Origin of the sequence: Microbacterium sp. NPDC019599 (assembly GCF_040632175.1) — a bacterium.
In the GTDB taxonomy this organism is placed as follows: Bacteria; Actinomycetota; Actinomycetes; order Actinomycetales; family Microbacteriaceae; genus Microbacterium.
The window spans coordinates 1-22,687 of sequence record NZ_JBEYBL010000016.1 but is presented as its reverse complement, the minus strand read 5'-3'; the positions used below and the strand labels follow the sequence as shown (position 1 = coordinate 22,687).

23 protein-coding genes and 1 pseudogene are annotated in these 22,687 nt (G+C 67.8%); 16 read left to right on the top strand and 8 right to left on the bottom strand.

Features of this window, described 5'->3' with window-relative positions; genetic code table 11:
• The first annotated feature begins 72 nt into the window (after positions 1–72).
• Entirely contained in the window at positions 73–624 is a 552-nt protein-coding gene (locus ABZ477_RS19040; protein WP_360136402.1) for a PIN domain-containing protein, read from the top strand.
• Positions 625–940: 316 nt separating this feature from the next.
• Here ABZ477_RS19040 and ABZ477_RS19035 read toward each other — a convergent pair whose 3' ends face one another.
• A complete protein-coding gene (locus ABZ477_RS19035; RefSeq protein WP_360136400.1) occupies positions 941–1,930 on the bottom strand; it encodes a LacI family DNA-binding transcriptional regulator in 990 nt (329 codons plus the stop codon).
• 152 nt (positions 1,931–2,082) lie between these two features.
• Between ABZ477_RS19035 and ABZ477_RS19030 the strand changes: the two genes are divergently transcribed.
• From ABZ477_RS19030 to ABZ477_RS18985, 10 genes are all read left to right on the top strand, one after another.
• Positions 2,083–3,375, top strand: coding sequence for a sugar ABC transporter substrate-binding protein (locus tag ABZ477_RS19030; protein ID WP_360136398.1), 1,293 nt, complete (start codon positions 2,083–2,085; stop codon positions 3,373–3,375).
• Positions 3,372–4,301 (top strand): sugar ABC transporter permease, encoded by a 930-nt coding sequence (locus tag ABZ477_RS19025; protein WP_360136396.1) that lies wholly within the window; start codon positions 3,372–3,374, stop codon positions 4,299–4,301. Before ABZ477_RS19030 ends, ABZ477_RS19025 begins: the two co-directional genes overlap by 4 nt.
• 1 nt (position 4,302) lies before the next feature.
• The gene (locus ABZ477_RS19020; RefSeq protein WP_360136394.1) at positions 4,303–5,169 is read left to right on the top strand and encodes a carbohydrate ABC transporter permease; all 867 of its coding nucleotides are present in this window, start codon (positions 4,303–4,305) and stop codon (positions 5,167–5,169) included.
• Positions 5,170–5,201: 32 nt separating this feature from the next.
• The gene (locus ABZ477_RS19015; RefSeq protein WP_360136392.1) at positions 5,202–6,107 is read left to right on the top strand and encodes a nucleoside hydrolase; all 906 of its coding nucleotides are present in this window, start codon (positions 5,202–5,204) and stop codon (positions 6,105–6,107) included.
• Complete coding sequence (locus tag ABZ477_RS19010; RefSeq protein ID WP_360136390.1) at positions 6,104–6,943, top strand: PfkB family carbohydrate kinase; 840 nt, start codon at positions 6,104–6,106, stop codon at positions 6,941–6,943. The genes ABZ477_RS19015 and ABZ477_RS19010 overlap by 4 nt, the downstream gene beginning before the upstream one ends.
• Before the next feature lie 83 nt (positions 6,944–7,026).
• Positions 7,027–8,007: a nucleoside hydrolase gene (locus tag ABZ477_RS19005; protein ID WP_360136388.1), complete on the top strand. Its 981-nt coding sequence runs from the start codon at positions 7,027–7,029 to the stop codon at positions 8,005–8,007.
• A 12-nt stretch (positions 8,008–8,019) separates the two neighbouring features.
• On the top strand, positions 8,020–10,140 hold the full coding sequence (tkt, locus tag ABZ477_RS19000; RefSeq protein WP_360136386.1) for a transketolase: 2,121 nt from the start codon (positions 8,020–8,022) through the stop codon (positions 10,138–10,140).
• Positions 10,141–10,142: 2 nt separating this feature from the next.
• Positions 10,143–10,637: a ribose-5-phosphate isomerase gene (locus tag ABZ477_RS18995; protein WP_360136404.1), complete on the top strand. Its 495-nt coding sequence runs from the start codon at positions 10,143–10,145 to the stop codon at positions 10,635–10,637.
• Positions 10,634–11,764, top strand: coding sequence for a transaldolase (tal, locus tag ABZ477_RS18990; protein ID WP_360136384.1), 1,131 nt, complete (start codon positions 10,634–10,636; stop codon positions 11,762–11,764). Before ABZ477_RS18995 ends, tal begins: the two co-directional genes overlap by 4 nt.
• Positions 11,761–12,033 (top strand): hypothetical protein, encoded by a 273-nt coding sequence (locus tag ABZ477_RS18985; protein ID WP_360136382.1) that lies wholly within the window; start codon positions 11,761–11,763, stop codon positions 12,031–12,033. Before tal ends, ABZ477_RS18985 begins: the two co-directional genes overlap by 4 nt.
• An 802-nt stretch (positions 12,034–12,835) precedes the next feature.
• Here ABZ477_RS18985 and ABZ477_RS18980 read toward each other — a convergent pair.
• The 5 genes from ABZ477_RS18980 to ABZ477_RS18960 all read right to left on the bottom strand — a co-directional run bounded on the left by ABZ477_RS18980 (position 12,836) and on the right by ABZ477_RS18960 (position 16,949).
• Entirely contained in the window at positions 12,836–13,660 is an 825-nt protein-coding gene (locus ABZ477_RS18980; protein WP_360136380.1) for an ABC transporter permease subunit, read from the bottom strand.
• Positions 13,657–14,583, bottom strand: coding sequence for an ABC transporter ATP-binding protein (locus ABZ477_RS18975; protein ID WP_360136378.1), 927 nt, complete (start codon positions 14,581–14,583; stop codon positions 13,657–13,659). The genes ABZ477_RS18980 and ABZ477_RS18975 overlap by 4 nt, the downstream gene beginning before the upstream one ends.
• Positions 14,584–14,879: 296 nt before the next feature.
• Positions 14,880–15,641 (bottom strand): ABC transporter permease, encoded by a 762-nt coding sequence (locus tag ABZ477_RS18970; RefSeq protein ID WP_360136376.1) that lies wholly within the window; start codon positions 15,639–15,641, stop codon positions 14,880–14,882.
• A complete protein-coding gene (locus tag ABZ477_RS18965; protein WP_360136374.1) occupies positions 15,638–16,369 on the bottom strand; it encodes an ABC transporter ATP-binding protein in 732 nt (243 codons plus the stop codon). Before ABZ477_RS18965 ends, ABZ477_RS18970 begins: the two co-directional genes overlap by 4 nt.
• A complete protein-coding gene (locus ABZ477_RS18960; RefSeq protein ID WP_360136372.1) occupies positions 16,362–16,949 on the bottom strand; it encodes a helix-turn-helix domain-containing protein in 588 nt (195 codons plus the stop codon). Before ABZ477_RS18960 ends, ABZ477_RS18965 begins: the two co-directional genes overlap by 8 nt.
• A 190-nt stretch (positions 16,950–17,139) precedes the next feature.
• On the opposite strand from ABZ477_RS18960, the gene nhaA reads away from it, so the two are divergent.
• The 5 genes from nhaA (at position 17,140) to ABZ477_RS18935 (ending at position 21,924) form a co-directional block, all read left to right on the top strand.
• Complete coding sequence (gene nhaA / locus ABZ477_RS18955; protein WP_360136370.1) at positions 17,140–18,414, top strand: Na+/H+ antiporter NhaA; 1,275 nt, start codon at positions 17,140–17,142, stop codon at positions 18,412–18,414.
• 231 nt (positions 18,415–18,645) lie between these two features.
• Positions 18,646–19,167 (top strand): YetF domain-containing protein, encoded by a 522-nt coding sequence (locus ABZ477_RS18950; RefSeq protein ID WP_360136368.1) that lies wholly within the window; start codon positions 18,646–18,648, stop codon positions 19,165–19,167.
• Between the two features lie 112 nt (positions 19,168–19,279).
• Positions 19,280–20,590: a DUF2254 domain-containing protein gene (locus ABZ477_RS18945; protein ID WP_360136366.1), complete on the top strand. Its 1,311-nt coding sequence runs from the start codon at positions 19,280–19,282 to the stop codon at positions 20,588–20,590.
• Between the two features lie 398 nt (positions 20,591–20,988).
• On the top strand, positions 20,989–21,273 hold the full coding sequence (locus ABZ477_RS18940) for a Fe-S cluster assembly protein HesB (protein WP_360136364.1): 285 nt from the start codon (positions 20,989–20,991) through the stop codon (positions 21,271–21,273).
• A 171-nt stretch (positions 21,274–21,444) separates the two neighbouring features.
• On the top strand, positions 21,445–21,924 hold the full coding sequence (locus tag ABZ477_RS18935; RefSeq protein WP_360136362.1) for a MarR family transcriptional regulator: 480 nt from the start codon (positions 21,445–21,447) through the stop codon (positions 21,922–21,924).
• A gap of 106 nt (positions 21,925–22,030) precedes the next feature.
• Here the strand turns inward: ABZ477_RS18935 and ABZ477_RS18930 are convergent, their stop codons facing one another.
• A complete protein-coding gene (locus tag ABZ477_RS18930; protein WP_360136360.1) occupies positions 22,031–22,237 on the bottom strand; it encodes a hypothetical protein in 207 nt (68 codons plus the stop codon).
• Between the two features lie 243 nt (positions 22,238–22,480).
• Positions 22,481–22,687 (bottom strand): annotated as a pseudogene (locus ABZ477_RS18925) (sugar ABC transporter ATP-binding protein); the annotation flags it as partial.

Below are 22,687 nucleotides of genomic sequence, written 5' to 3'. Positions count from 1 at the left end.
CGCGAACCTTGACGCGAAGGTCCAGGTCGCCGCGCCCGCACAGGTTAAGCGGCTGTCGGAGCTCGCCGGCGAGTGAGCTTCCCCGCCTTCTTCGATACCAACGTGCTCTACGGGGCACTGCTGAACGACTTCATCCTCGAACTCGCCGACCGCGGCCTCTACCGTCCGTTGTGGTCGGCAGACATCCTCGAAGAACTTCGCAGGAACCTCGTCGAAGCCGGCGAAGGTGCGGCACTGATCGGCAAGCGCATCTCGACGATGACGCGGTACTTCCCGGATGCGATGGTCGACGGCTACGACTCGCTCATCCCGACGATGACCTGCGACCCGAAAGACCGGCACGTGCTCGCCGCTGCGGTCCGCGGGGGAGCGGAAGTTCTCGTCACCTTCAACGTGAAGGACTTCCCACCCTCCTCGACCGCACCGTTCGACGTCGAAGTCGTCCACCCGGACGACTTCCTCCTCGACCAGCTCGATCTGTATCACGCGCCCACTCTGCGGGCGCTGGTCGAACTCGTGGAGGGGTACGATTCCCCTGCGATGGGCATCGACGACTACCTGCTCGCGCTCACCCGCGCGGGCGTGCCCAGGTTCGCGGACGCGGCCCGCGCGAAGCTCTATTGAGGTTCGTGGCGGGTTCGCGTCAGGGGTCCCCCAGGGGTCCCCGAGCATCCCGAGCATGCGCGACTGGGCGAGTCTGAAGTGCCTAGAGTGCGGGAGGAGCGACCCACCGGGGCGCATGAATCGCCTGGTAAACCTGGAAATCTGCGTGATTCCGAGGCAGGCCGGCCGTCGCGCCGGACAGGGCGCGGATCGACGAATCTACCCTTCCAAAGGTGGTGCACACCTATGGTGCTGGGGCCTTATTCGGAGGTCTCGTCTGAGCGTCGGACGGTACCTGCGAACGGGTGGCGCCGGCGATCGAACGTGTCGAAGACGCCTAGTTTGTGTGATGCCCGCAGGACTCCCTGACCACGAGGTCGAAGGGTGCGATCTCGTAGACGGGTAGCCCCGCCCCATCGCCCGTCAGGAGGGCGATCACGCGTTCGGCGATCTCGGGAATGGGCTGCCTGATCGTGGTCAGCGGCGGGTAGGAGTAAGCCGAGTGCTCCGTGCCGTCGAAGCCCGTCACGGCGACATCGTCCGGGACCCGCAATCCGAGGCGGTGGCAGGCGAAGAGTACGCCGTAGGCCTGTTCATCGGTTGAGCAGTAGACCGCGCGGGGCCGGGAGGGGCGGGCGAGGACGTCGAGGGCGACCTGGGCGGCATGCGCACGGGAGATCTCCGTGTTGTGGATCGAGGCGACGACGTCCGACTCGCCGCTCAGTGCCAGGTCGAACCCCTCGCGATGCTGGCGCGAGCCTGCGGACTCGCCGGGCCCGTTGAACATCGCGATCGCTGGATACCCATGCTCGATGAGGTGGCGCGTGGCCGCGAAGGCCGCCGCCCGGTAGTCGATGGAGATGGTGGATACGCCGTCTCGGGCAGCGAGCGGGTGAAGGGCCACGACGGGGATGCCAGCATCGGCGAAGGCTGCGACGCTGGGATCGTCTGCGATCGAGACCATGACTACGGAGTCGACGCGTCGTTCGACGAACGCTGCGACGTGCGACCGCTCCCGCTGAAGATTCAGTCCTGAGTCGCCGATAAGCAGGATGTTGCCGCGAGCTGCGGCTGCCTCCTCGAGTGCCCGGGCGAGCTCACCGAAGAAGCGATTCGCGATGTCGGGCACGATCAGCCCGATCGACCTCGTCTTCCCGTGGCTGAGTGCGCGCGCGAGCGCATTCGGGTGATAGTTCAGCTCCGCGGCCGCCCGCAGCACCTTCTCCCGGGTTTCGGGAGATACGTTGCGGGGTCCATTGTTGAAGACGTAGCTCACCACGGCCGTTGAAGTGCCGGCGCGAACGGCGACGTCGCGTGCAGTTGCCATCTACGCGTCCTTCCTAACCGTTTAGATAGTCGTCCTAGCGTACCAGGCATTCTCCCAGAACCTGCGCTTGACATCGGGTATTGATATCACTTAGCCTCCATCTAACCGCATCGTCTAACCGCATAGATGCGATGACTTCAAAGGAGAGACAGATGAAGCGATCCCTCGCTCTGCTGACGGGGGTGGCAGTGACCGCGCTGGCGCTTTCCGGCTGCTCGGGTACCGCCGCAGCTCCGGCCGCCTCGGAGGAGGCCTCGGGCACGGTCCAGTTCCTCGGTCCGGAGGACCCGAAGACCTTCGAGCCCGTGATCGAGGCTTTCGAGGCGGAGCACCCGGAGATCACGGTCGAGTACTCGCAGGTTCCGTTCGACCAGTACGCCAGCACGCTGCAGCAGCGGCTGTCCGCCAAGGACGACACCATCGACGTGTACGCCGTCGACCAGCCGAACCTGGCGCAGATTGCCGCGCAGGGCTTCCTCGAAGACCTCAGCGACCTGGAGGACCAAGCGAAGGCCGCCACGTCTTCGGCGCAGTACGACATCAACATCTACGACGAGAAGATGTACGCACTGTCGATCTGGAATTCGACTCAGATGCTGTTCTACAACAAGGACATGCTCGCCGCAGCCGGCATCGAGGCGCCCTCGGCCCATCCCGCCGAGCGCTGGACCTGGGAAGAGACGGCGGAGGCCGGCCGCGCCGCACAGGCGGCCGGTGCCGAGTACGGCCTGCTCCTCGAACAGGTGGAGGCCTACTACCAGCTCCAGCCGCTCATCGAGTCCGCCGGTGGCGGCTCGGGCATCACCGGAGACGACATGCTGACCGTCGACGTCACCGATGACGGATGGGAAGCCGCGATGGACTGGTACGCCGAGTCGTTCGAGTCCGGCCTCTCGCCCCGCGGCGTCGGCGGATTCCAGACCAGCCCGATGTTCACCGACCAGAAGCTGCCCTTCTTCGTCGGTGGCCCGTGGGACGTCGGCAACTTCGCCGCGAACGCCACCTTCGACTGGGGCATCGCTGCGCAGCCGTACTTCGAGGGCGGCGACGCCTTTACGCCGACCGGCTCCTGGTCCTGGGGCATCAACACCGCCTCGAAGAACAAGGCCGCGGCGCGCGAATTCCTCGAGTTCGCCGCGCTCGACCCTGCCGGCAACCTCGCGACGACCGCCGCCACGACGATCATCCCCGCCAACACCGAGGCGGCCACGCAGTACCTGCCCACGCTCGAAGAGCTCGGTGGCGAGCACAGCGCCGGTGTCGCCGATCTGATCTCCTACGAGATCGACAACACCGCCTCGGCCCGCCCGGTCTCGGTTGGCTACGTGCAGTTCGAGTCGCTGATCAACAAGGCGTTCGGCGACATCCGCAACGGCGCCGACGTCAGCGACCGCCTGAAGCAGGCCGAGCAGCAGATTCAGGATGCCTGGAGCGCGCTGAAATGACCACCATCGTCAAGGGTGCGGGGACGGCCACGAGCCGCCCCCGCACCCGGGGCGCCCGTCGCCCCCGTCGCCTCTGGGGGCCGGCTCCCATAGCCGTTCTGTTCTTGCTCCCGGCGCTCGCCGCGCTGCTGGTGCTGCGCCTCGCGCCCGCCGGCGTCGCCCTTATCGACAGCTTCTTCCGATCGACTCTGCTCGGCGGAACCTCGTTCGTCGGTCTCGGCAACTACGCCGACCTGTTCGCCAACCCGGACTTCCAGAACTCTGTCGGCGTGACGCTGCTGTTCGCAGTGGTGATCAACCCGCTGCAGATCGCGGCGGCGTTCCTCCTCGCCGTGCTCTTCACCCGTCGGGCGGCCGGATCGAAGTTCTGGCGTTCGATGGTGATCCTTCCGATCGCCGTCCCGCCCGCCGTGTCGGCCGTGATCTGGAGCGTCATCTACCGCCCCGACGGCCTCGCCAACGCGTTCCTGGCCGTGTTCGGCATCCCGCCGCAGCCGTTCCTCACGTCCCCGCAGCAGGCGCTGCTGTCGATCATGATCCTGCTGTCCTGGATCGGCGTCGGCTACTGGATGATGTTCCTGATCGCCGGCATCAACGACATCCCCTCGTCGTACTACGAGGCCGCGTCCATCGATGGAGCCTCCGCGTGGCGTCAGCTGTGGTCGATCACCTTCCCGCTGCTCCGCCGCCCGCTCGCGTTCGTCCTCGTCGCCGACACGGTCTCCAATTTCCTCGTGTTCGCGCCGGTGCAGATCCTCACCAAGGGCGGCCCGAACGGCTCCACGAACCTGCTCATGTACGACCTGTACACGCGGGCGTACACGTTCGCCGACATCAACAAGGCCCAGGCCGAGGTCGTCATCCTCGTGCTGATCACCGTGGTGATCGTCGCCATCCAGTTCCGTCTGCTCAGGTCGGAGGACTGACATGACCACCGCAATCGCCGCACCCCGGCCCCGCTTCTCCCGCCGCACAGTCCTGTTCGTCTGGACGACGCTGCTCGCCGTCACCGTCGGACTCGCGTTCCTCATCCCGCTGTGGTGGACGTTCATCAACTCGCTGCGACCCGGCGCGGAGACCTTCCGCTACCTCAACCCGCTGCAGTGGCAGACGTTCTTCACCCTCACCCCCACCCTCGACAACTACCTCGCCCTCCTGGACACCGACCTCTGGCGCGCGATCCTGAACTCGCTGTTCGTCAGCATCGTGACCGTGATCGTGGGCCTCGGGGTCTGCGCGACCGCCGCGTTCGGGCTGTCCGCCTTCAAGTTCCGCGGACGGGGTGTGCTGTTCTCGGTCGTCATCCTGTCGTTCCTCATCCCGTTCGACGCGATCGCCATCCCCCTCGCGAGCATGTTCCGCGACTGGGGCCTGCAGAACACCTTCTTCGGACTCATCCTCCCGGGCATCGGCAACGGCATGGCGATCTTCCTGCTGCGCACGTTCTTCCTCGCCATCCCGGAAGAGCTCGTGGAAGCCGGACGCCTGGACGGCCTCGGATGGTGGGGCATCTTCACCCGCATCTACCTTCCGCTGAGCCGCCCCGCGCTGATCGGCGCCGGCCTGATGCTGTTCCTCTTCCAGTGGCAGTCCTATGTGTGGCCCCTGCTCATGGGAACCGACGAAGACCACATCCTCGGCCCGGTCGCCCTCTCCAACATGCAGGGCCAGTTCGTCGTCGACTACGGCGTGCTGTTTGCCGCGTCGATGATCCTCGTCCTCATCCCGCTTGCCGTCATCCTCGGCTTCCAGCGCTACTTCATCCAGTCCGTCAGCACGACCGGGCTCAAGTAAAGGGCTCCGTGCTCAGAAAGGACACCACAGCTGTGTCTTCCCTTCACCGTGTCATCCTCGACACCGACATCGGCAGCGACGTCGACGACCTCCTCGCCCTCGCCCTCATCCTCGGAACTCCCTCCATCGATCTGATCGGCGTGACCACCGTCTACGGCGACACGCTGCTGCGCGCACGCATCGCCAAGCGCGCCGCCAGACTCGCGGGCCGCGACATCCCCGTCATCGCCGGCGAGTCGCAGCCGCTGTCCGGCCGCGACGTGTGGTGGGCCGGTCACGAAGGCGCCCTGTACGACGAGCTCGAGTCGGAGACGATCGACGGGCAGGATGCTGTCGCGTATCTTGTCGAAACCGTGCTCGCCGACCCCGGGAGCATCGATCTGATCGCCATCGGGCCCCTGACCAACATCGCCGCCGCGATCCGGCGGGACAGCCGTTTCGCGTCCGCGGTACGGCATCTCTGGATCATGGGCGGCGCGTTCACGACCGACGAGCCCGAGCACAACTTCCGCAGCGACACCACGGCAGCCGAGGTCGTGTTCGGCTCGGGCATCCCGACCACGGTCTCCGGGCTGGAAGTGACCCGTCAGGTGACGATCGACCGTGATTCCCTCGCACGCATCGCGGGCTCTGGAAACCTCGGTGCGCTCATCGACGCGGAGGTCCGCCAGTGGTGGGAGTTCTGGAGCACTGAGTGGAACGTGCCGCACGACCCCGTCACCGTCCTCACCATGACCGACCCTGATCTGTTCCGCTTCTCCGGTCCGGGTGCGGTGTCGATCCACGGGGAGGCGGAGGACGCCGGAGTCAGCAGGTTTGCCCCCGGCAGCGGGTCCGTCCGAATCGCGGAACAGCTCGACGCCGACGGTGTCGCCGACAAGATCGTGCTTGGCATCGTCGCGGCCTCGCCGCTCGCGCGGAGAGGGGCGGGCGAGTGATCGACCAGGTCGAGCTCACCGTCGTCGGTGCGATCAACGTCGACCTCACAGCCCGGGTCGCCCGCCATCCCGTGCCCGGCGAAACAGTCGGCGACGGCGTCCTGAGCCGTCAAGCCGGCGGCAAGGGCGCCAACCAAGCCGCAGCCGCCGCTCGGCTGGGCGCGCGAGTCCGCCTCGTCGGAGCCATCGGTGATGGGCCGACCGGCGCGGAGCTGAAGTCCTCGCTCAAGTCCGCCGGTGTCGACACCTCGGGAATGCAGACCGTCGCAGAGCCCACGGGGACGGCGCTGATCGTGGTGGACGAAGAAGGGGAGAACACCATCGTCGTCTGCCCCGGCGCCAACGCGGCCATCGACACCACGCGCATCGTCGTCGACCCTGGCTCCGCCGTCCTCGCTCAGCTCGAAGTCGCCGACGAGGTCATCCTCGCGGCCGCCACCCAGACCCGGGGGTTCTTCGCGCTCAACGCGGCACCGGCACGATCACTGCCCGCCGAGCTCATCTCTCGGGTCGACCTGTTCATCGTCAACGAAGGGGAATACGCCCAGCTCCCTGAGATCCACAACGCGGACCTGCTCGCGGTCTCTCTCGGCGCCGACGGCGCGCGACTCCTCCGACACGGCATCGAGGTCGCCCGGGCGAGGGCGGTCAAGACCGATGTGCGCAACACGGTCGGCGCCGGAGACGCATTCTCCGCGGCGCTGGTCCTTGGGCTGCTGCGAGGCGACTCCGACGCGGTCGCCCTACAACGGGCCTGCGCGGTCGGAGCGGCAGCAGTCGCCGACGAACGATCCCAGCCCCTTCTGGACGAGCTCGACAGCTACCCGGCCGCCTGACCGCTTCACTGTTCGCCACAGCCTTGGGGCGCACCTTCACGGTCGCGGGGGCCGCGACCGCACCTTCGGAATCGGAGACACCGTTGACCATCCACGACACTCGCCAGATACCCCTCTATGTCGACTGCGACACGGGCATCGATGACGCCCTCGCGCTCGCGTACCTCCTCGCACAGCAACGGGCACGCATCGTCGGAGTCGGAACCGTGTCCGGAAACACCACTGCCGACCAGGCGGCGCACAACACCCTCGCCATCCTCGAACTCGCCGGCGCCGCCGAGATTCCGGTGGCGATCGGCGCTCAAAACCCCCTCTCGAGCGGATTCCACGGCGGAGCGCCGTCCATCCACGGCCGCGACGGCATTGGTGAAGTCGGGCTTCGACCCTCCGAAGCCGCACCCGAACAGGTGTCGGCAACTGCACTCCTGGCTCAGCTCGCACAGGAGTCGGGTGGTGACCTCCACATCCTCGCGCTCGGCCCGCTCACGAACCTCGCCGAGTTCCTGACCGAGTATCCGGATTGCCAGGACCTCATCAGCGAAGTCGTGATCATGGGAGGAGCGTTCACCCGCCGAGGCAATGTGTCGGCGGTCGCCGAGGCGAACATCCACAACGACCCCGAAGCGGCCGCGAAGGTCTTCGCGGCGCGATGGCCGATCACGGTCGTTCCGCTGGACCTCACCATGCGCCATCTCCTGACGGAGCAGGAAGCACTGGAACTCCTTCGCATCCCGGGTTCACTGCCGCCCAAACTGGCAGCGATGCTGGACGTCTACTTCGACGCATACGAGGGACTGCTCGGCACCCGCCAGTGCGCGCTTCACGATCCGCTGGCCGCCATGGTTGTCGCGCATGGCGTCCGAGTGGTCAAGGAAGACCACCCGCGCCGGATCGAAGTCATCCTTGACGGGCCTGAGCGGGGGAGGACGAGAGCCCGCATCACGGCAACGGTGGACCCTGCACCTGTGCGTCGCGTGGTCGCGGAGATCGACGTGCCCGCCGCCACCGTCCTGCTGGATGCCGTGCGAGCCTATTCATGGCCGATGGCCCCCGTCGTGGTCTGAAAGGCACATCTAGTGAACGACAATCTGAAAACGAGCCTCAACTGGACGGCTCTCGACGAGCGCGCTGTGGACACGGCCCGCGTTTTGGCGGCGGATGCTGTGGAGAAGGTGGGCAATGGCCACCCGGGCACGGCGATGAGTCTGGCGCCGGCGGCGTACCTGTTGTATCAGCGGGTGCTCAACCACGACCCGGCCGACACGCACTGGGTGGGCCGTGACCGGTTCATCCTGTCGGCGGGGCACTCCTCGCTGACCCAGTACGTGCAGCTGTACCTGGGTGGGTTCGGCCTGGAGCTGGACGACCTGAAGGCGCTGCGCACGTGGGGTTCGCTGACCCCGGGCCACCCGGAGTACGGCCACACGAAGGGTGTGGAGATCACCACCGGCCCGCTGGGTCAGGGTCTGGCCTCCGCGGTCGGCTTCGCGTACGCGGCCCGCTACGAGCGTGGCCTGTTCGACCCGGAGGCTGCTGCGGGCACGTCCCCGTTCGACCACCACGTGTATGTGATCGCGGGGGACGGCGACCTGCAGGAGGGCATCACGAGTGAGGCGTCGTCGCTGGCGGGTCACCAGGGGCTGGGCAACCTGATCGCGATCTACGACTCGAACCAGATCTCCATCGAGGACGACACGAACGTCGCGTTCACGGAGGATGTCGCCGCCCGCTACGAGGCGTACGGCTGGCATGTGCAGGTCGTGGATTGGAAGAAGACCGGCCAGTACGTCGAGGACGTGCACGAGCTGCACTCCGCGATCGAGGCCGCCAAGGGCGAGACTTCCAAGCCGTCGCTGATCGTGCTGCGCACGATCATCGGCTGGCCCTCGCCCGGTAAGCAGAACACCGGCAAGATCCACGGCTCCGCGCTGGGCGCGGACGAGCTGGCCGCGACGAAGAAGGTCCTCGGCTTCGACCCGGAGCAGTCGTTCGTGGTCCCAGGCGACGTCATCGCGCACACCCGTTCGCTGCGCGAGCGCGGCGAGGCGGCCAAGGCCGCATGGCAGGTGAAGTTCGACGCGTGGGCGGCGGCCAACCCGGAGCGCAAGGCCCTGTTCGACCGGCTCGAGGCGGGCGAGCTGCCCGACGGCCTGGCCGGCCCGGTGTTCGAGGCCGGCAAGGACGTCTCCACGCGTGCCGCGTCGGGTGTCGTGATCAACGCCCTGGCCGCGGAGCTGCCGGAGCTGTGGGGCGGTTCGGCGGATCTGGCCGAGTCGAACCTGACCACGATCAAGGACGCGAAGTCGTTCATCCCGTCGGAGTGGTCCACGCACGAGTGGTCGGGCGACCCGTATGGCCGGGTGCTGCACTTCGGGATCCGTGAGCACGCGATGGGCGCGATCGTCAACGGCATCAAGCTGCACGGCAAGACCCGCCCGTTCGGCGGCACGTTCCTGATCTTCAGCGACTACATGCGCCCCTCGGTGCGTCTGGCCGCGCTGATGGACATCCCGTCGATCTTCGTGTGGACGCACGACTCCGTCGCGCTCGGCGAGGACGGCCCCACGCACCAGCCGATCGAGCAGCTCGCGACGCTCCGCGCGATCCCGAACTTCACCGTCGTGCGCCCCGCGGACGCGAACGAGACGTCGGCGGCGTGGCTGGAGATCCTGCGCCGCCAGGGCGGGCCCGCAGGTCTCGCGCTGACCCGCCAGAACATCCCGGTGTTCCCCCGCGGTGAAGGCGGCTTCGCCACCACGGACGGTGTCGCGAAGGGCGCGTACGTCCTCATCGACGCCGAGGGCGGCGAGCCGGACGTCATCCTGATCGCGACCGGCTCCGAGGTGCAGCTGGCCGTCGCGGCCCGCGAGACGCTCGCCGCGGAGGGCGTGCAGGCCCGTGTCGTGTCGGCGCCGTCGCTGGAGTGGTTCGCCGAGCAGGACGAGGACTACCGCGAGAGCGTCCTGCCCCAGAACGTCACGGCGCGCGTCTCGGTCGAAGCCGGTGTCGCCCTCACGTGGCGCGGCATCGTCGGCGACAACGGTCGTTCGGTCTCGATCGAGCACTTCGGCGCCTCGGCCGACTACAAGACCCTCTTCCAGAAGTTCGGCGTCACCGCCGAAGCCGTCGTCGAGGCCGCGCGCGAGTCCATCGCCGCAGTCGAGACGGCACGCGAGACGGTCAAGGTGCTCGCATGAACATGCGCATCCATATCGCCACCGACCACGCGGGCCTCGAACTCTCCCATCGCCTGCAGGAGCATCTGCGGGGGAGAGGCTTCGAGGTCGTCGATCACGGCCCCAACTCCTACGACCCGCTGGACGACTATCCGGCGTTCTGCATCCACGCGGGCCAGGCCGTCGTCCAAGACATCGGCTGGGGCACGCCCGCCCTTGGCATCGTGCTGGGCGGATCCGGGAACGGCGAGCAGATCGCCGCGAACAAGGTCCGCGGCGTCCGCGCGGCGTTGGTGTGGAACCACGCCACGGCCGTACTGGCCCGTGAGCACAACGACGCCAATGTGATCGCGATCGGCGCCCGGCAGCACTCCTTTGAAGAAGTCGTGTCGTTCATCAACGCATTCATCACCACGCCGTTCCCCGCCGACGAGCGGCATGCGCGGCGGATTGGACAGATCGACCGGTTCGAACGCGGCTCGCGCCGCCGACGCCTCACCTTGGAGACCACATCATGAGCACCCCCACCGAGCAGCTCAGCGCCGCGGGCGTCAGCATCTGGCTGGATGACCTGTCGCGTGAGCGGATCACGTCGGGCAGCCTCGCGGCCCTCATCGAGTCGCGCACCGTCAGCGGTGTCACGACCAACCCCACGATCTTCCAGTCGGCGATCGGCGGCGGCGGGCACGCGTACGCCGGACAGCTGGCCGAGCTGGCGGCCAAGGAGGCGTCGGTGGACGAGGCGATCTTCGCCGCGACGACCGACGACGTCCGTGACGCGGCGGACATCTTCCGCGTCGTGTACGACCGCACCGAGGGTGTCGACGGGCGCGTGTCGATCGAGGTCTCCCCCGACCTCGCGCACGACACCGACGCGACGATCGCGCAGGCCAAGGAGCTGTGGGCGGCTGTGGACCGTCCCAACGTGCACATCAAGATCCCCGCGACCATGGCGGGCCTGCCCGCCATCACGGCCGTGCTCGCCGAGGGCATCTCGGTCAACGTGACGCTGATCTTCAGCCTGGAGCGCTACGCCGCCGTCATCGACGCCTACCTGTCGGGCATCGAGCAGGCCCAGGCGAACGGCCACGACATCTCGACCATCCACTCCGTCGCGTCGTTCTTCGTCTCGCGCGTGGACACCGAGGTCGACAAGCGCCTCAGCGCCCTGGGGACCCCCGAGGCCGAGGCGCTGAAGTCGAAGGCCGGCGTCGCCAACGCCCGCCTGGCGTACGAGCTGTTCGAGAAGGAGTTCGCCACCGACCGCGCCACCGCGCTGACGGATGCCGGCGGCAACGTGCAGCGTCCGCTGTGGGCCTCGACCGGTGTGAAGGACCCGGCCCTGCCCGACACGCTCTACGTCACCGAGCTGGTCGCCCCCGGCACGGTCAACACGATGCCGGAGAAGACCCTCGAGGCCACCTTCGACCACGGCGTCATCACGGGCGACACCGTCACCGGCAACTACGCCGACGCGCATGGCGTGTTCGAGCAGCTCGCCGCCGTCGGCGTCGACTTCGCCGACGTCACCCAGGTCCTCGAGGACGAAGGCGTCAGCAAGTTCATCGCCTCCTGGCACGACCTGCAGAACACCGTCACCGAAGCCCTCCAGGCGTCGGTCAACATGGGGGAGGTCGTCCGATGATCGAGGCAATCGGCTGGGCGGGATCCGCGCTCCTGGTGATCTCGCTGCTGCAGGGGAACATGATGCGCCTGCGGGTGCTGAACCTGATCGCGGCAGTCGCGCTGGTCCTCTACAACGCCCTCGTGGAGACCTGGCCCATGGTGGCAATGAACGCAGCGGTCGCCATTATCGACATCTGGTTCATCGCCAAGCTCCGCACGGCCAAGCAGGTGCCGGGCACCTCCCGGCCGGTCAGCCCAGAGCAATCAGAATTCGTCCGCTCGAGTTAGGACTCGGAATCCGTTCGGCGTCCAACGCATTGGCGGTTTGCGCTCGCTCCAAGGTTCCAAGCCGACCGCTCGACGCAATCACCGTTCGAGGGAACCGGGTCAAGCCCCCCAAGGATGGCGAGCACCTGGCTGATCCCGTCCTTCGCGGCATGTGCGCGTGCCGGGATCGGAAGGCGTGATCGAACCGCAACAGCTGTGCGGGTTGTCGCCATCCGCCCGCAAGGGTCCGGCGATAGCCTCCAGCTAACCGCCCGCAACGCGGATCGAGGGAGGCACAGGAAGTCGACGATGCTTTCTTGTCAGGGGTCCCCCAGGGGTCCCCGAGCATTCCGAGGACGCAGATTCTTGGCGAGCCTGGCGTGCATAGCGTGCGTGGAGTGCGACCCCGGGCGGCGCACGAACCTCCTGGTGAGCCACGAAATCCGCACGATTCCGCGGCAGAACGCCCGTCGCGTCGTCCAGGCCAGGGATCGCTGAATCTACCCTGCTAAGGTGGAGTCCCCTTACGGGGACCGAGGGTTCAAATCCCTCCGTCTCCGCAGAAAAACCGCCGGTTGACTCACCACACGAGGGCATTTTCGGCGTCCAGGAGTCCCCGAGGGGGACCCTTAGGGGACCTCCGGCGGTGCGCCACCCGCACTGCGTCGGCGCGTTGGAGCGTCCGGAGCCGCGTGATTCCGCGGTTGATCTGGCCAGACGCCGCGGCAGTGCGCCACCTTTCCACAGGTGGTGTCTTCCAACACCTGAACTGCTCCCAGCGACTTAGTTGAAGGCCACAGGCCACGGTCCGCTGGCCCGGCGTTCAGCCGAGGATGTCGCGTCGATTCAGGGCGGTGGTGGCGACTGCGATGAGGAGGGCTGATCCACCCCAGAGCAGGGCGAGGCCGACCCAGTCGTATCCGTTGGCGAGTGGGGCGTTTCCGTAGGCCCAGTCGATCGGCGACAGCGCGCGTAGCCAGTCCAGATCTTCGCTGTTGTTGGCCGCCGCCTGAAGGACGTAGCCGACGACAGCAAGCGCCGAGCCGGCGCCGATGGCCCACGTGCGGCGGCCCGTGGCGGCGCCGACGGTGAACGCCGCTGTCGCGGCGAGCAGGCCAAGCCCGACCCAGGCCTTCGACACCGCGAGCAGGTTCCCGGCATCCAGTTCCAGGCCGGCGGGGTCGTTCACCAACCACACGACGACGTAGCCGACCGCGCCCAGGATGAGGAGCCTGAGAGCAAGCGCTGCGGCGCTCTCGAGGCCGTAGCGGACGCGGCCGACGTCATGGGCGAGGATGAGCTCAAGCTGTCCGGACTCCTCCGCCCCTGCCGTCGCTTCGGCGCCCCAGGAGATCCCGGCGATGGTGATCAGCACGAACCCGATCAGCCCGAAGAACGTCGACTGTGCATATCCCGCTCCGGTGGTGATGTTCTCATAGCCGAGCGTGCGGACGAGCTCCGGCGGGAGCGAGTCGAGCATCCCGGCCAGCTCCGGTGTCTGCATCGACGGGAACAGTGGGAGGTAGATCATGATCACGCCAGCGATTCCGATCGACCAGCCCACCACGCCACGCCATCCGTCGACGAGCTGACGGCGCAGCACGGGGACCGGTGAGCGGGAGGTGCGCGTGGGTGCGACGGCGGTCATGACGCCTGCTCCGTCCGTGCGTAGAGGCTGAGGACCGACTCCTCGAGGTCCGGTTCTTCCACGGTGAGGTCGCGGATCGTCCCGGCGGTGAGGGCGCGGATGACCGGGTCGATGTCTCCACGGGCGGTCGCCGAGACTCTGATCAGTTCTCCGCCCCGCGCCCGGGCGACACGGACGTCCTCGAGGTCTGGAACTGCGAGCAGAGATGCGCGCAGGGCGTCGGCAGTGGTAGCGGTGAGGGTGGCCCTGATCCGGCGGACGCTGGCGATCCGCAGGGATGCGACCGACCCTTTGGCCACCACCTGTCCTTGGGCGAGCACGGCGACGTCGTCGGCGGCTTGCTGGATCTCGCTGAGGACGTGCGAGCTGAGCAGCACGGTCTGTCCAGCGTTGCGGGCTTCGGTGAGCATGACCAGGAACTCCCGCTGCACGAGCGGGTCCAGGCCGCTGGTGGGTTCGTCGAGGACGAGCAGGTCGGGGTGGTGCATAAACGCCTGGACGAGGCCGAGCTTCTGCTTGTTGCCCTTGGATAGGGTCTTCACCCGGCGGCTGAGGTCGAGCCCCAGTCGTTCGGCGAGCTCGTCGATCGTTCCCGGTGCGACGGGTCCGCTGATGTCAGCGAGGTGGCGCAGCAGTGCGCGGCCCTTCACTCTGCCCTCCAGGCGGAGGTCGCCGGGGATGTATCCGATCCGGCGGCGCAATGCCGCACCGCCCATGCGGGGGCTCTGCCCGAGGACGGTGATCTCGCCGGAGGTGGGGCGGATGATGTCCATCAGCAATCGCAGTGTCGTGGTCTTGCCGGCGCCGTTCGGACCGATCAGCCCGAACACCGATCCGGTTTCGACGTGCAGGTCGAGGTCGTGCAGGGCGGTGTGCGAGCCGTAGCGCTTGGTGAGCGCGCGCGTGTGGATCGCCATGGTCATGGCGAAGGTTCCTTTCGAATCAGGGGGTGTGATGATCAGGCGGCGCAAGAGGCCGGCGGATCGGGATCCTGATTCGGGTCGCCGTCGCCCTTGTCGGACCGGGGTCCGACGGCGCGCCTCAGGGCGGCGCGTGTAGGCGCGAGGCGGTCTTCAAGGCCGAGCCCATGCAGGAAACGCATCGAACTCACACCCACAAGCTATGCCCGGCGACCGCGCGGGGAAAGAGGCCCCGATGCAGTGCCATCGGCCGGGAGGTTGGAGCACGCCGACCTCCTCCAGGGGGTGCGACGTCGTGCTCACCGGTCGAGTTGCAGTCGCGCCCAGACGTAGGCGGTGGCGGCGCAGAAGACGGCGGGGATGCTGAGGACGCCGATGAGCGCTCCGGCCGGCACGCTCGAGGGGGCGATGGCCCACAGCGCTGGTGCGACGAGCGGCACCCAGGCTCCGACGCCGAGGATGGCTGAGACCTGGGCGACGATCATCAGAACGATGGTCGCGGCGATTCCGGCGAGGATGCTGCGGGCGAGGCTCGCGACCCACGCGGCGGGGACGGCGATGAGGGCGGTGAGGGCCATCAGCAGTGGGATTCGGGCGAGCTCGCCGATGCGATCGGCGTCGGTGGACAGCATCCCAGCCGCGGCTCCGAGGATGCCGAGCACGAGAGTGACGGTGAGCGCGACGATCATCGCCCAGGTGAGGTACACGATGAGCTTGCCGATCGCGATGGTGGATCGGCGCACGGGGAGCGCGTAGAGGCCGGAGACGGTGCCCTCGGTGAACTCGCGGCCGAACAGCCAGGAGACGAGGACTCCGCAGGCTCCAAGTCCGCCGGCGGCGAGGATCTGCGCGGCGGTGCCGACCAGCAGGGGCCAGCCATCGAGTTCGGCGAGGGGGCCGAGCCGGGCGATCACCCGCTCGTCACCGGCCGCCGCGGCGGCGAGCAGCCCGAGGGTGAGCGCGGCGAGGCCGCCGATCAGGATGCCGGTCGTCCAAGGGACGACCCGAGATGCCGAGGCCTTGCGGGCTTCCGTCTCGATGGCGGTGCCCAGGTTCCTCATGCCACGCTCCGCGAGGTGTCGTCGGCATGAACAAGGCTGAAGAACGCGCGCTCCAGGTCGACCGTGTTCGGATCGAGGGTTCCGATCAGCACGCCGTGGTTGATCACGCTGATCCGGTCCGCGATGCGCGCGACCTCGTCGAGGTGGTGGCTGGACACGAACACCGCCGCGCCCCCCGCAGCGCGGCGAGTGATCGCCTCCCTGAGCAGGATCACGCCGGCCGGGTCGAGACCGTTCGTGGGCTCGTCGAGCACGATCAGGTTCGGGTCGTGCTGGATCGCGGCGGCGAGCCCGAGCCGCTGACGGTTGCCCAGCGAAAGGCGCCGAGCGCGCACCCGCGCGTACCTGGCGAGGTGGAGTTCGTCGATCGCGGCATCAGCGATCACGGTCGCCTGCCCCCGCGAGGCCCCATGCAGGCGGGCGGCGAGGCGGAGGTTGCTGCGCACGTCGAGCTCGCCGTTGGCGAGGGCGTTCTCCACGAGCTGCCCCACCCGCGCCCACGCCGTCGTGGGAAGCCCATCGATGCGGATGCCGTCGATGAGCACCTCGCCCGCCGTGGGGCGGAGCATCCCGAGCATCAGCCGCATGAGCGTCGTCTTGCCTGCGCCGTTCAGTCCGACGAGCGCGTGCACCTCGCCGGCCGCGATGCTCAGGTCGACGCCGTGCACCCCGGCGCCGCCGCGGAACTCCCGCCTGACGTGTCGCAGCTCGATGTGAGGCTCAGGCATGGCCGGTTCCCTCGCGCTCCCCCGGGTCGATGACGTCGAGGGCGCGTTCGATCGACGCGGCGAGGCTCGTCGAGCCGGCATCCGCCCACGCGAAGAGTCCTGCGACCAGAGCCGCGAGCACGGCGGCGGCCGCGATTCGCGCGTCGATCGCGGCGGCCCCGTCGTCCGTGAGCTGCCCGACGATGGCCTGCTCGGTGTTACCCGTCGATCCCCAGGTCGCCGACCGTAGGCTGGGGGTTCGAGCGGCGATCCGCACTCTTCGGCGAATCGTCGGTTGGTCCGGTTCCGGTACCTCTCTCCACGCTTCCCGCACACCGCGCGCAGCTCGCAGGAAGGGCGGAAGACTGGGCGGCTGTCGACCGATCGCGTCGATGAGCAGTGGATCATACGGGTCATCCAGCAGCAGAGACTCCTTCGTGGGGAAGTAGCGGAAGAAGGTCATCTCGGTCACTCCTGCCGCCCGGGCGATCTGCCCGACGGTCGTCTTGTCGTAGCCGCGCTCCTCGAACAGGTCGAGCCCGCAATCGACCAGCCGGGCCAGCGTCCGTGCACGCTTGCCCATGACAGCATCCGTCCCCACGCCTGAATGTTAGTCACTAACATATGGACTGTCCAGCGCCGAGCGGTCTGAATCCGTCGAGGTTGGGATTCGCCCGCGCAGTGACATGAACCAAGCCCGTGCGGGCGGGACATAGGGTGGATGCTGGAGTGCCGGGAAGTCTGGTCGGCGTCGCGCTCCGCGCGCCAAACCCCGAAAGCCGAAGGGCACCATGACTGCACGCACTCCCCGCACGCCATTCACTCGCGCCGCCAGATGGGTTTCTCGTGATGTCGTCGGTGGGGTGATCATGATCGCCTCTGCCGTCCTTGGGCTGCTGCTGGCGAACTCTCCGGCGGGGGCGGCCTATGCTGCCTTCGCGCAGATCACCGTCGGCCCCGCTGCGCTGCACCTCGACCTGCCGCTGTCGGTGTGGGCCGCCGATGGGCTGCTGGCGATCTTCTTCTTCGTCGTCGGCGTCGAGCTGAAGCGTGAGTTGGTCGCGGGCAGTCTGCGCAACCCGCGGATCGCCGGCGTGCCGATCATCGCCGCCGTGGCAGGGATGCTGGTCCCGGCGGCCATCTACGCCGCAGTCGTCCTCTCACTCGGCGAGGTGTCGGCCCTGCGCGGGTGGGCGATCCCCACCGCGACCGACATCGCGTTCGCCCTCGCGGTTCTCGCGCTCTTCGGACGCGGCCTGCCTGTGGCGCTGCGCGTGTTCCTGCTCACGCTGGCAGTGGTCGACGACCTCCTCGCGATCATCGTGATCGCCGTCTTCTACAGCGACGGCGTGCGCATCCTCCCGCTCGCTGGCGCCGTGTTGATGGCAGGGGTGTTCGCGATCCTGATCCGCAGACCGCGGATGCGCTGGTGGATGCTGCTCCCGGTCGCGCTCGGAACGTGGGTGTTGATGCACGAGTCGGGCGTGCACGCCACGATCGCCGGTGTCCTGCTCGGTGTCACCGTTCCCGCCCGCGCCGTCCACGACGAGACCGTGCCCCGCACAGTGCGGCTCGAGCACGCCGTCCGCCCCGTGTCCGCGGGCATCGCGCTTCCGGTCTTCGCGTTCTTCGCCGCCGGTGTGCCGATCGGCGGAGGAGCGGGCGGCCCGCTCGCGGTGCTGTCCGATCCGGTCTCGGTGGCGATCGTCGCGGCGCTCGTAGTGGGGAAGCTCGTAGGCGTTCTCGGTTCGACGGCGCTGGTGACCCGGCTGACGCCCTTGCGCCTTCCCGACAGCATCGGGCTTCGCGACCTTCTTCCGATCGGTCTGCTGACAGGGATCGGATTCACCGTCTCGCTTCTGATCGCGGAGCTGTCGTTCCGACACGGCGAGCACGCCGCCGCTGCGAAGATCGGGGTGCTCGCCGCAAGCCTCACCGCGGCGATCCTGGCCGGGGTCCTGTTGCGATGGGATGCGCACAGACAGAGGCGCGCGGACATGAACGAGGACGGGATCGCGGACACCTCGCGGTTCAGGATCGGCGATCAGCACGCTCCTGAGGACTGATATCCACGTTGCGCGAAGCGCGTCCACGCCAGTCGGGTGCGACAGGCGTGATGATCGTCTCCCTCGGCCACTTCGATCCCCGCACCCTCCTCGACGTTCACGGGCTCTCCGCCGTGCCGGCCCGGCATTAGCTGGGCGACGTGTATCAGTGTCCGCCTGACCTGGTAGCGCGCGGAGGTGTCATTCACAAGGCGATACCCCGTGCCTGCCACCGCTCATTACATTTCGGGCATGTGGTTCGACAACTGGTCTGACATCCTGCGCGTGGTCGTCGTCGGGATTGCGTCTTACGCACTCCTCGTGGTTTCCATCCGTCTCTCCGGTAAACGCACGCTCGCCCAGTTGAATGCTTTCGACTTCGTCGTCACCGTCGCGCTCGGATCGACGCTGGCAACAATTCTGCTCAGTTCCGACGTGTCCTTCGCGGAAGGGGGGACGGCGATCGCGCTGCTCCTCGCGCTGCAGGTGGCGGTGGCTGTGTGCACGGTGGCGTTGGCTAGGGTGGGGAAGCTCTTCACCGCGGAACCGAGTCTGCTGCTCTGGCAGGGCCAGATGGATTACGCCGCACTGCGGCGCCATCGCGTTTCTCGCGCCGATGTCGAACAGGCGATTCGACAGAGCGGCGTCGGAGAGATCGGCGCCGTCGGCGCGGTGATTCTGGAGAGCAACGGCCGGATCAGCGTAATCGAGCAGAGCAAGCTCGGCAGCGGCAGCAGCCTGGACGGGATCGATCGACCCGATGCCAATCGCTGAGGGAAAGCACGGAAAAGGGACAGCGGCTTTCCGGCGGAAGCACTCACTTCTTCGGCGCGTTCCATCCACAAAACATCGCTGGGTGCGTGGCGGGGGCTGGTGGGCACGGGTGGTGGAGTCGGTCGAGTCCCGGCTCTGGCCGATTCCCGCTGCCGCCATCGTGCTTGCGGTGGCACTGGGAATCGTCCTGCCGCGCGTCGATCTGCTGCTGGACGCCAGCCTGCCCGACGCCGTCGACTCCGCGGTCTTCAACGGAGGCGCTGACACCGCGCGATCCGTCCTCTCATCCATAGCCGGATCACTGATCACCGCTACGTCACTCACGTTCTCGTTGACCGTCATCGCTCTGCAGTTGGCCAGCAGCCAGGCCTCACCCCGCGTGCTGCGACTGTTCGCCCGCGACCGCCAGGTGCAATGGACCCTCGCGGCGTTCATGGGAACCTTCGCCTACTCCATCACCGTGCTTCGCTCCGTCCGTTCCCCCGCCGATGACGAGCCGGCCTTCGTCCCGAGGATCTCGGTCACCGTCGCCTTCCTGCTGACGCTCCTCAGCGTGGCGATGCTGATCTTCTTCCTCGCCCATCTCGCCAAGCAGCTCAGAGTCGAAACCATGCTCAAGGAGATCCATGCCCAAACGGACGAGGCCATGCGCCTGGTCAGCGGCAGAAACAGGGAGCTGGTGCCCTTCGGCGGGGAGGTGATACCGCCGACGGATGCGCACGCGGTGCTCGCCGTCGAGAGCGGGTTCATCACGCGCAGTGATCCGGTCGCGTTGATGCAGTTCGCTCATGATCACGACATTGTGGTCCAGGAGATGAGGCAGGTCGGTGACAACGTCGTAGCCGGATCGGTTCTGGCCAGATGGTGGGCCCAAGGAGAAGCCCACAGGGTCGACACATCGGATGTCGACGCCGCCCTCCGCGATTTCTACGCGATCCGGTTCGAGCGAGTCAGCGTGGAGGACGTCCGCTACGGGATGCAGCAGATCGTGGACATCGCCTTGCGCGCCCTCTCGCCGGGGCTGAACGACCCGACCACGGCCGTTCATGCACTCGGCCACTTGAGCGCGATCCTGACCCGATGCGCAGCGATGAGTCGGGCGCCGTCTGCGGCAGCGGACGATTCCGGCGCGCTTCGGGTACTCGGTCCGCGGCCCACGGCGGCAGACGACGTGCGAACGGCCATCGCTCCCATCCGACATTACGGGGCCACCCATCCGGCGGTCGTCGCGCGGCTGCTGCAGCTCGCCCGAGAGCTGTCCGAGCAGTGCGAGAACGAGGCCGTGCGCACGGTGCTGGAGCAGGAGCTGGAAGCGCTTGCCCGGCAGCTCGATGTGGAGCAGGACGATCCCGCGTCAGCTCGTGAACTGAAGGAGGAGACGCTGGCCGTTCGGCTGGCCCTGGCCACTCGCAGCCACACGTGACCCCTCCGGGACGGCAGGGCCTGGATACGCGCGCGCTCGTCGCACCGGCAGGACGGCATCTCGCGTTCTCGCGCCGTCTCTGCACCGGTCGATCTGCTCTTGGGGGCGGCGCCCGCGGTCGGAGTCGCCGGAGAGTATGCAATCGTCGACGCCGGTCGCTTGGCGCTCAGGTCGAGGCCGTGCGCCCCGGACCTACGAGCCGCCGAGGGGTCGACACGCGAGGCGGCGATGCAGGACGAGCCGAGCACGCGTGGGCGATGCTTTCCGCTACGGGGGCCCGCCGGGGACGGCGATCTAGGCGGCACTTCTCAACTCTCCTCCGCGCATGGATGCTGGTATGCAACAGTTGTAACTGCGCAAGTATGTAGGCGGCTCTTCCGCCCGAAGGAGAGATGACCATGCTCACGCTCACCGACAATGCCGTCACGCTCATCGCCCACTTCGTCAGGGGCATCGATCGGAGCGCGAACGCCGGGATACGCATCCGCGCCTCGCAGGCCGGACCACCTGCCCGCATGTCCGTCGAGTTCGCTCCGGCGCCCCACCTCGCGGATGAGGTGGTGGAACGAAACGGCGCGAGAGTCTTCATGGACGCTCGCTCCGCGGAGTATCTCTCGTTCAAGGAACTCGACGCCATACTGCGAAACGGCACCGTCGACCTGATGGTGCGCAGCGTCACTTAGCCGAGATCGGAGATGAGGGGGCGGTTCCGGTGCCTCCCTATGACGCACGGCGCAGCAGTCAAGCGTTCATGCAGATCGGGCTCCGGCAGCCCGCCGCCACGCGCGTCGCACGTAGTATGTGCCTGCAGCGGGTCGCCCGATCACGCTGCCGATGCCAAGTGGAGGTGCCCGATGGGCGACATGGTGGCGGATCAGCCGGACGAGCGCGCCGCCGATTCCACGCTGGTCGCCTCCCGCGCGCTTCTCGGCGTCATCGCTCGAAGCATGCTCGGCGCGCTTCAGGATGTCACCCTGCCCCAGTTCCGGGTCCTGGTGATTCTCGCGTCGTCCGGGCCGCTTCGCATGGGCGCCATAGCGGCACAGATGGGATCGCATCCCTCATCCTTCAGCCGGACCGTCGATAGGCTCGTGGCCGGAGGATGGGTCGAACGCGAGGTCAACCGGCAGAGCCGACGCGAGACCCTCATCGGCCTCACGGACAGCGGTCGCAACCTGGTGAACCGGGTGACCGACGTGCGCCGCGCCGAGATCCGCGAAATCCTCGGCCGCCTCACAGCCGTGCAGCGGGAGGACCTCGATCGGGCTTTCGCGACGTTCGCCGAGGCGGCGGGAGAACCGAGTCCGTCAGACCTGCTCGTGCTCGGGTATTAGGAGCGACGCGCGAGCGCTGCCGATCCGCGAGCGAGCGCACGAAGAGTAGCCGAGCCCAGAAGCGCCCCGGGGGCCCGCGGATCACCCTGGGCGCTGAGGGATGAGGTCAGAGGCCGAGCACCATCAGCTGCTCGGGGGACGGCTCACCGACGTGCCTGGACAGGATGTCGAGGCCCTCGACGACCTTGCGGCGGCTCTCGCCGTCCATCTCGCCGAGGACCCGTCCGAGATGGACCCGGCGCCGCTCGGTGACTTCCGCGACGATGGCTCTGCCATGCGAGGTGATCTCGCAGCAGCTGTGGCGCGCGTCCACGCGGCCTCTCCCCGAAAGGCGGCGCAATGACTCATCCAGACCGAGGGGCCCCGACCCGATGGTCTGCGCCAGGGTTTCGCGCTCGAGTGCGCCTCTGCTTGCAAGAAGCTCGAGGACTCGGTAGTCCTCGAGGCGGATCGTCTGAAGCGTGGGCGTCAAGGAGGCTACGACGATGCCGAGGAGGCCGCGAGACGCGGCGAGCACAGCCTCCGCATCCTCGTTAGGTGATGACATGGCTGCTCGTCACGTGCGGGCGCTCGCCATGTCGTTCAGGCGTTCGCCGGTTTCGGCGTCGAAGACGTGCACGTGACCGGGGACCGGAGCGAGCACGACCGTGTCGCCCGCGTTGGGGTGGCGGCGGCCGTCGACGCGCGCGACGAGGTCGGTGCGCTTGCCGTTGATGTCGGTGTGGCCGTAGAGGTAGCCGTCGGCGCCGAGCTCCTCGACGAG

Coding starts and splice junctions, on each gene's coding strand:
- ABZ477_RS19035 (WP_360136400.1), bottom strand. CDS start 1,930: ATGGCAACTGCACGCGACGTCGCCGTTCGCGCCGGCACTTCAACGGCC.
- ABZ477_RS19030 (WP_360136398.1), top strand. CDS start 2,083: ATGAAGCGATCCCTCGCTCTGCTGACGGGGGTGGCAGTGACCGCGCTG.
- ABZ477_RS19025 (WP_360136396.1), top strand. CDS start 3,372: ATGACCACCATCGTCAAGGGTGCGGGGACGGCCACGAGCCGCCCCCGC.
- ABZ477_RS19020 (WP_360136394.1), top strand. CDS start 4,303: ATGACCACCGCAATCGCCGCACCCCGGCCCCGCTTCTCCCGCCGCACA.
- ABZ477_RS18995 (WP_360136404.1), top strand. CDS start 10,143: ATGCGCATCCATATCGCCACCGACCACGCGGGCCTCGAACTCTCCCAT.
- tal (WP_360136384.1), top strand. CDS start 10,634: ATGAGCACCCCCACCGAGCAGCTCAGCGCCGCGGGCGTCAGCATCTGG.
- ABZ477_RS18985 (WP_360136382.1), top strand. CDS start 11,761: ATGATCGAGGCAATCGGCTGGGCGGGATCCGCGCTCCTGGTGATCTCG.
- ABZ477_RS18980 (WP_360136380.1), bottom strand. CDS start 13,660: ATGACCGCCGTCGCACCCACGCGCACCTCCCGCTCACCGGTCCCCGTG.
- ABZ477_RS18975 (WP_360136378.1), bottom strand. CDS start 14,583: ATGACCATGGCGATCCACACGCGCGCGCTCACCAAGCGCTACGGCTCG.
- ABZ477_RS18970 (WP_360136376.1), bottom strand. CDS start 15,641: ATGAGGAACCTGGGCACCGCCATCGAGACGGAAGCCCGCAAGGCCTCG.
- ABZ477_RS18965 (WP_360136374.1), bottom strand. CDS start 16,369: ATGCCTGAGCCTCACATCGAGCTGCGACACGTCAGGCGGGAGTTCCGC.
- nhaA (WP_360136370.1), top strand. CDS start 17,140: ATGACTGCACGCACTCCCCGCACGCCATTCACTCGCGCCGCCAGATGG.
- ABZ477_RS18950 (WP_360136368.1), top strand. CDS start 18,646: ATGTGGTTCGACAACTGGTCTGACATCCTGCGCGTGGTCGTCGTCGGG.
- ABZ477_RS18940 (WP_360136364.1), top strand. CDS start 20,989: ATGCTCACGCTCACCGACAATGCCGTCACGCTCATCGCCCACTTCGTC.
- ABZ477_RS18935 (WP_360136362.1), top strand. CDS start 21,445: ATGGGCGACATGGTGGCGGATCAGCCGGACGAGCGCGCCGCCGATTCC.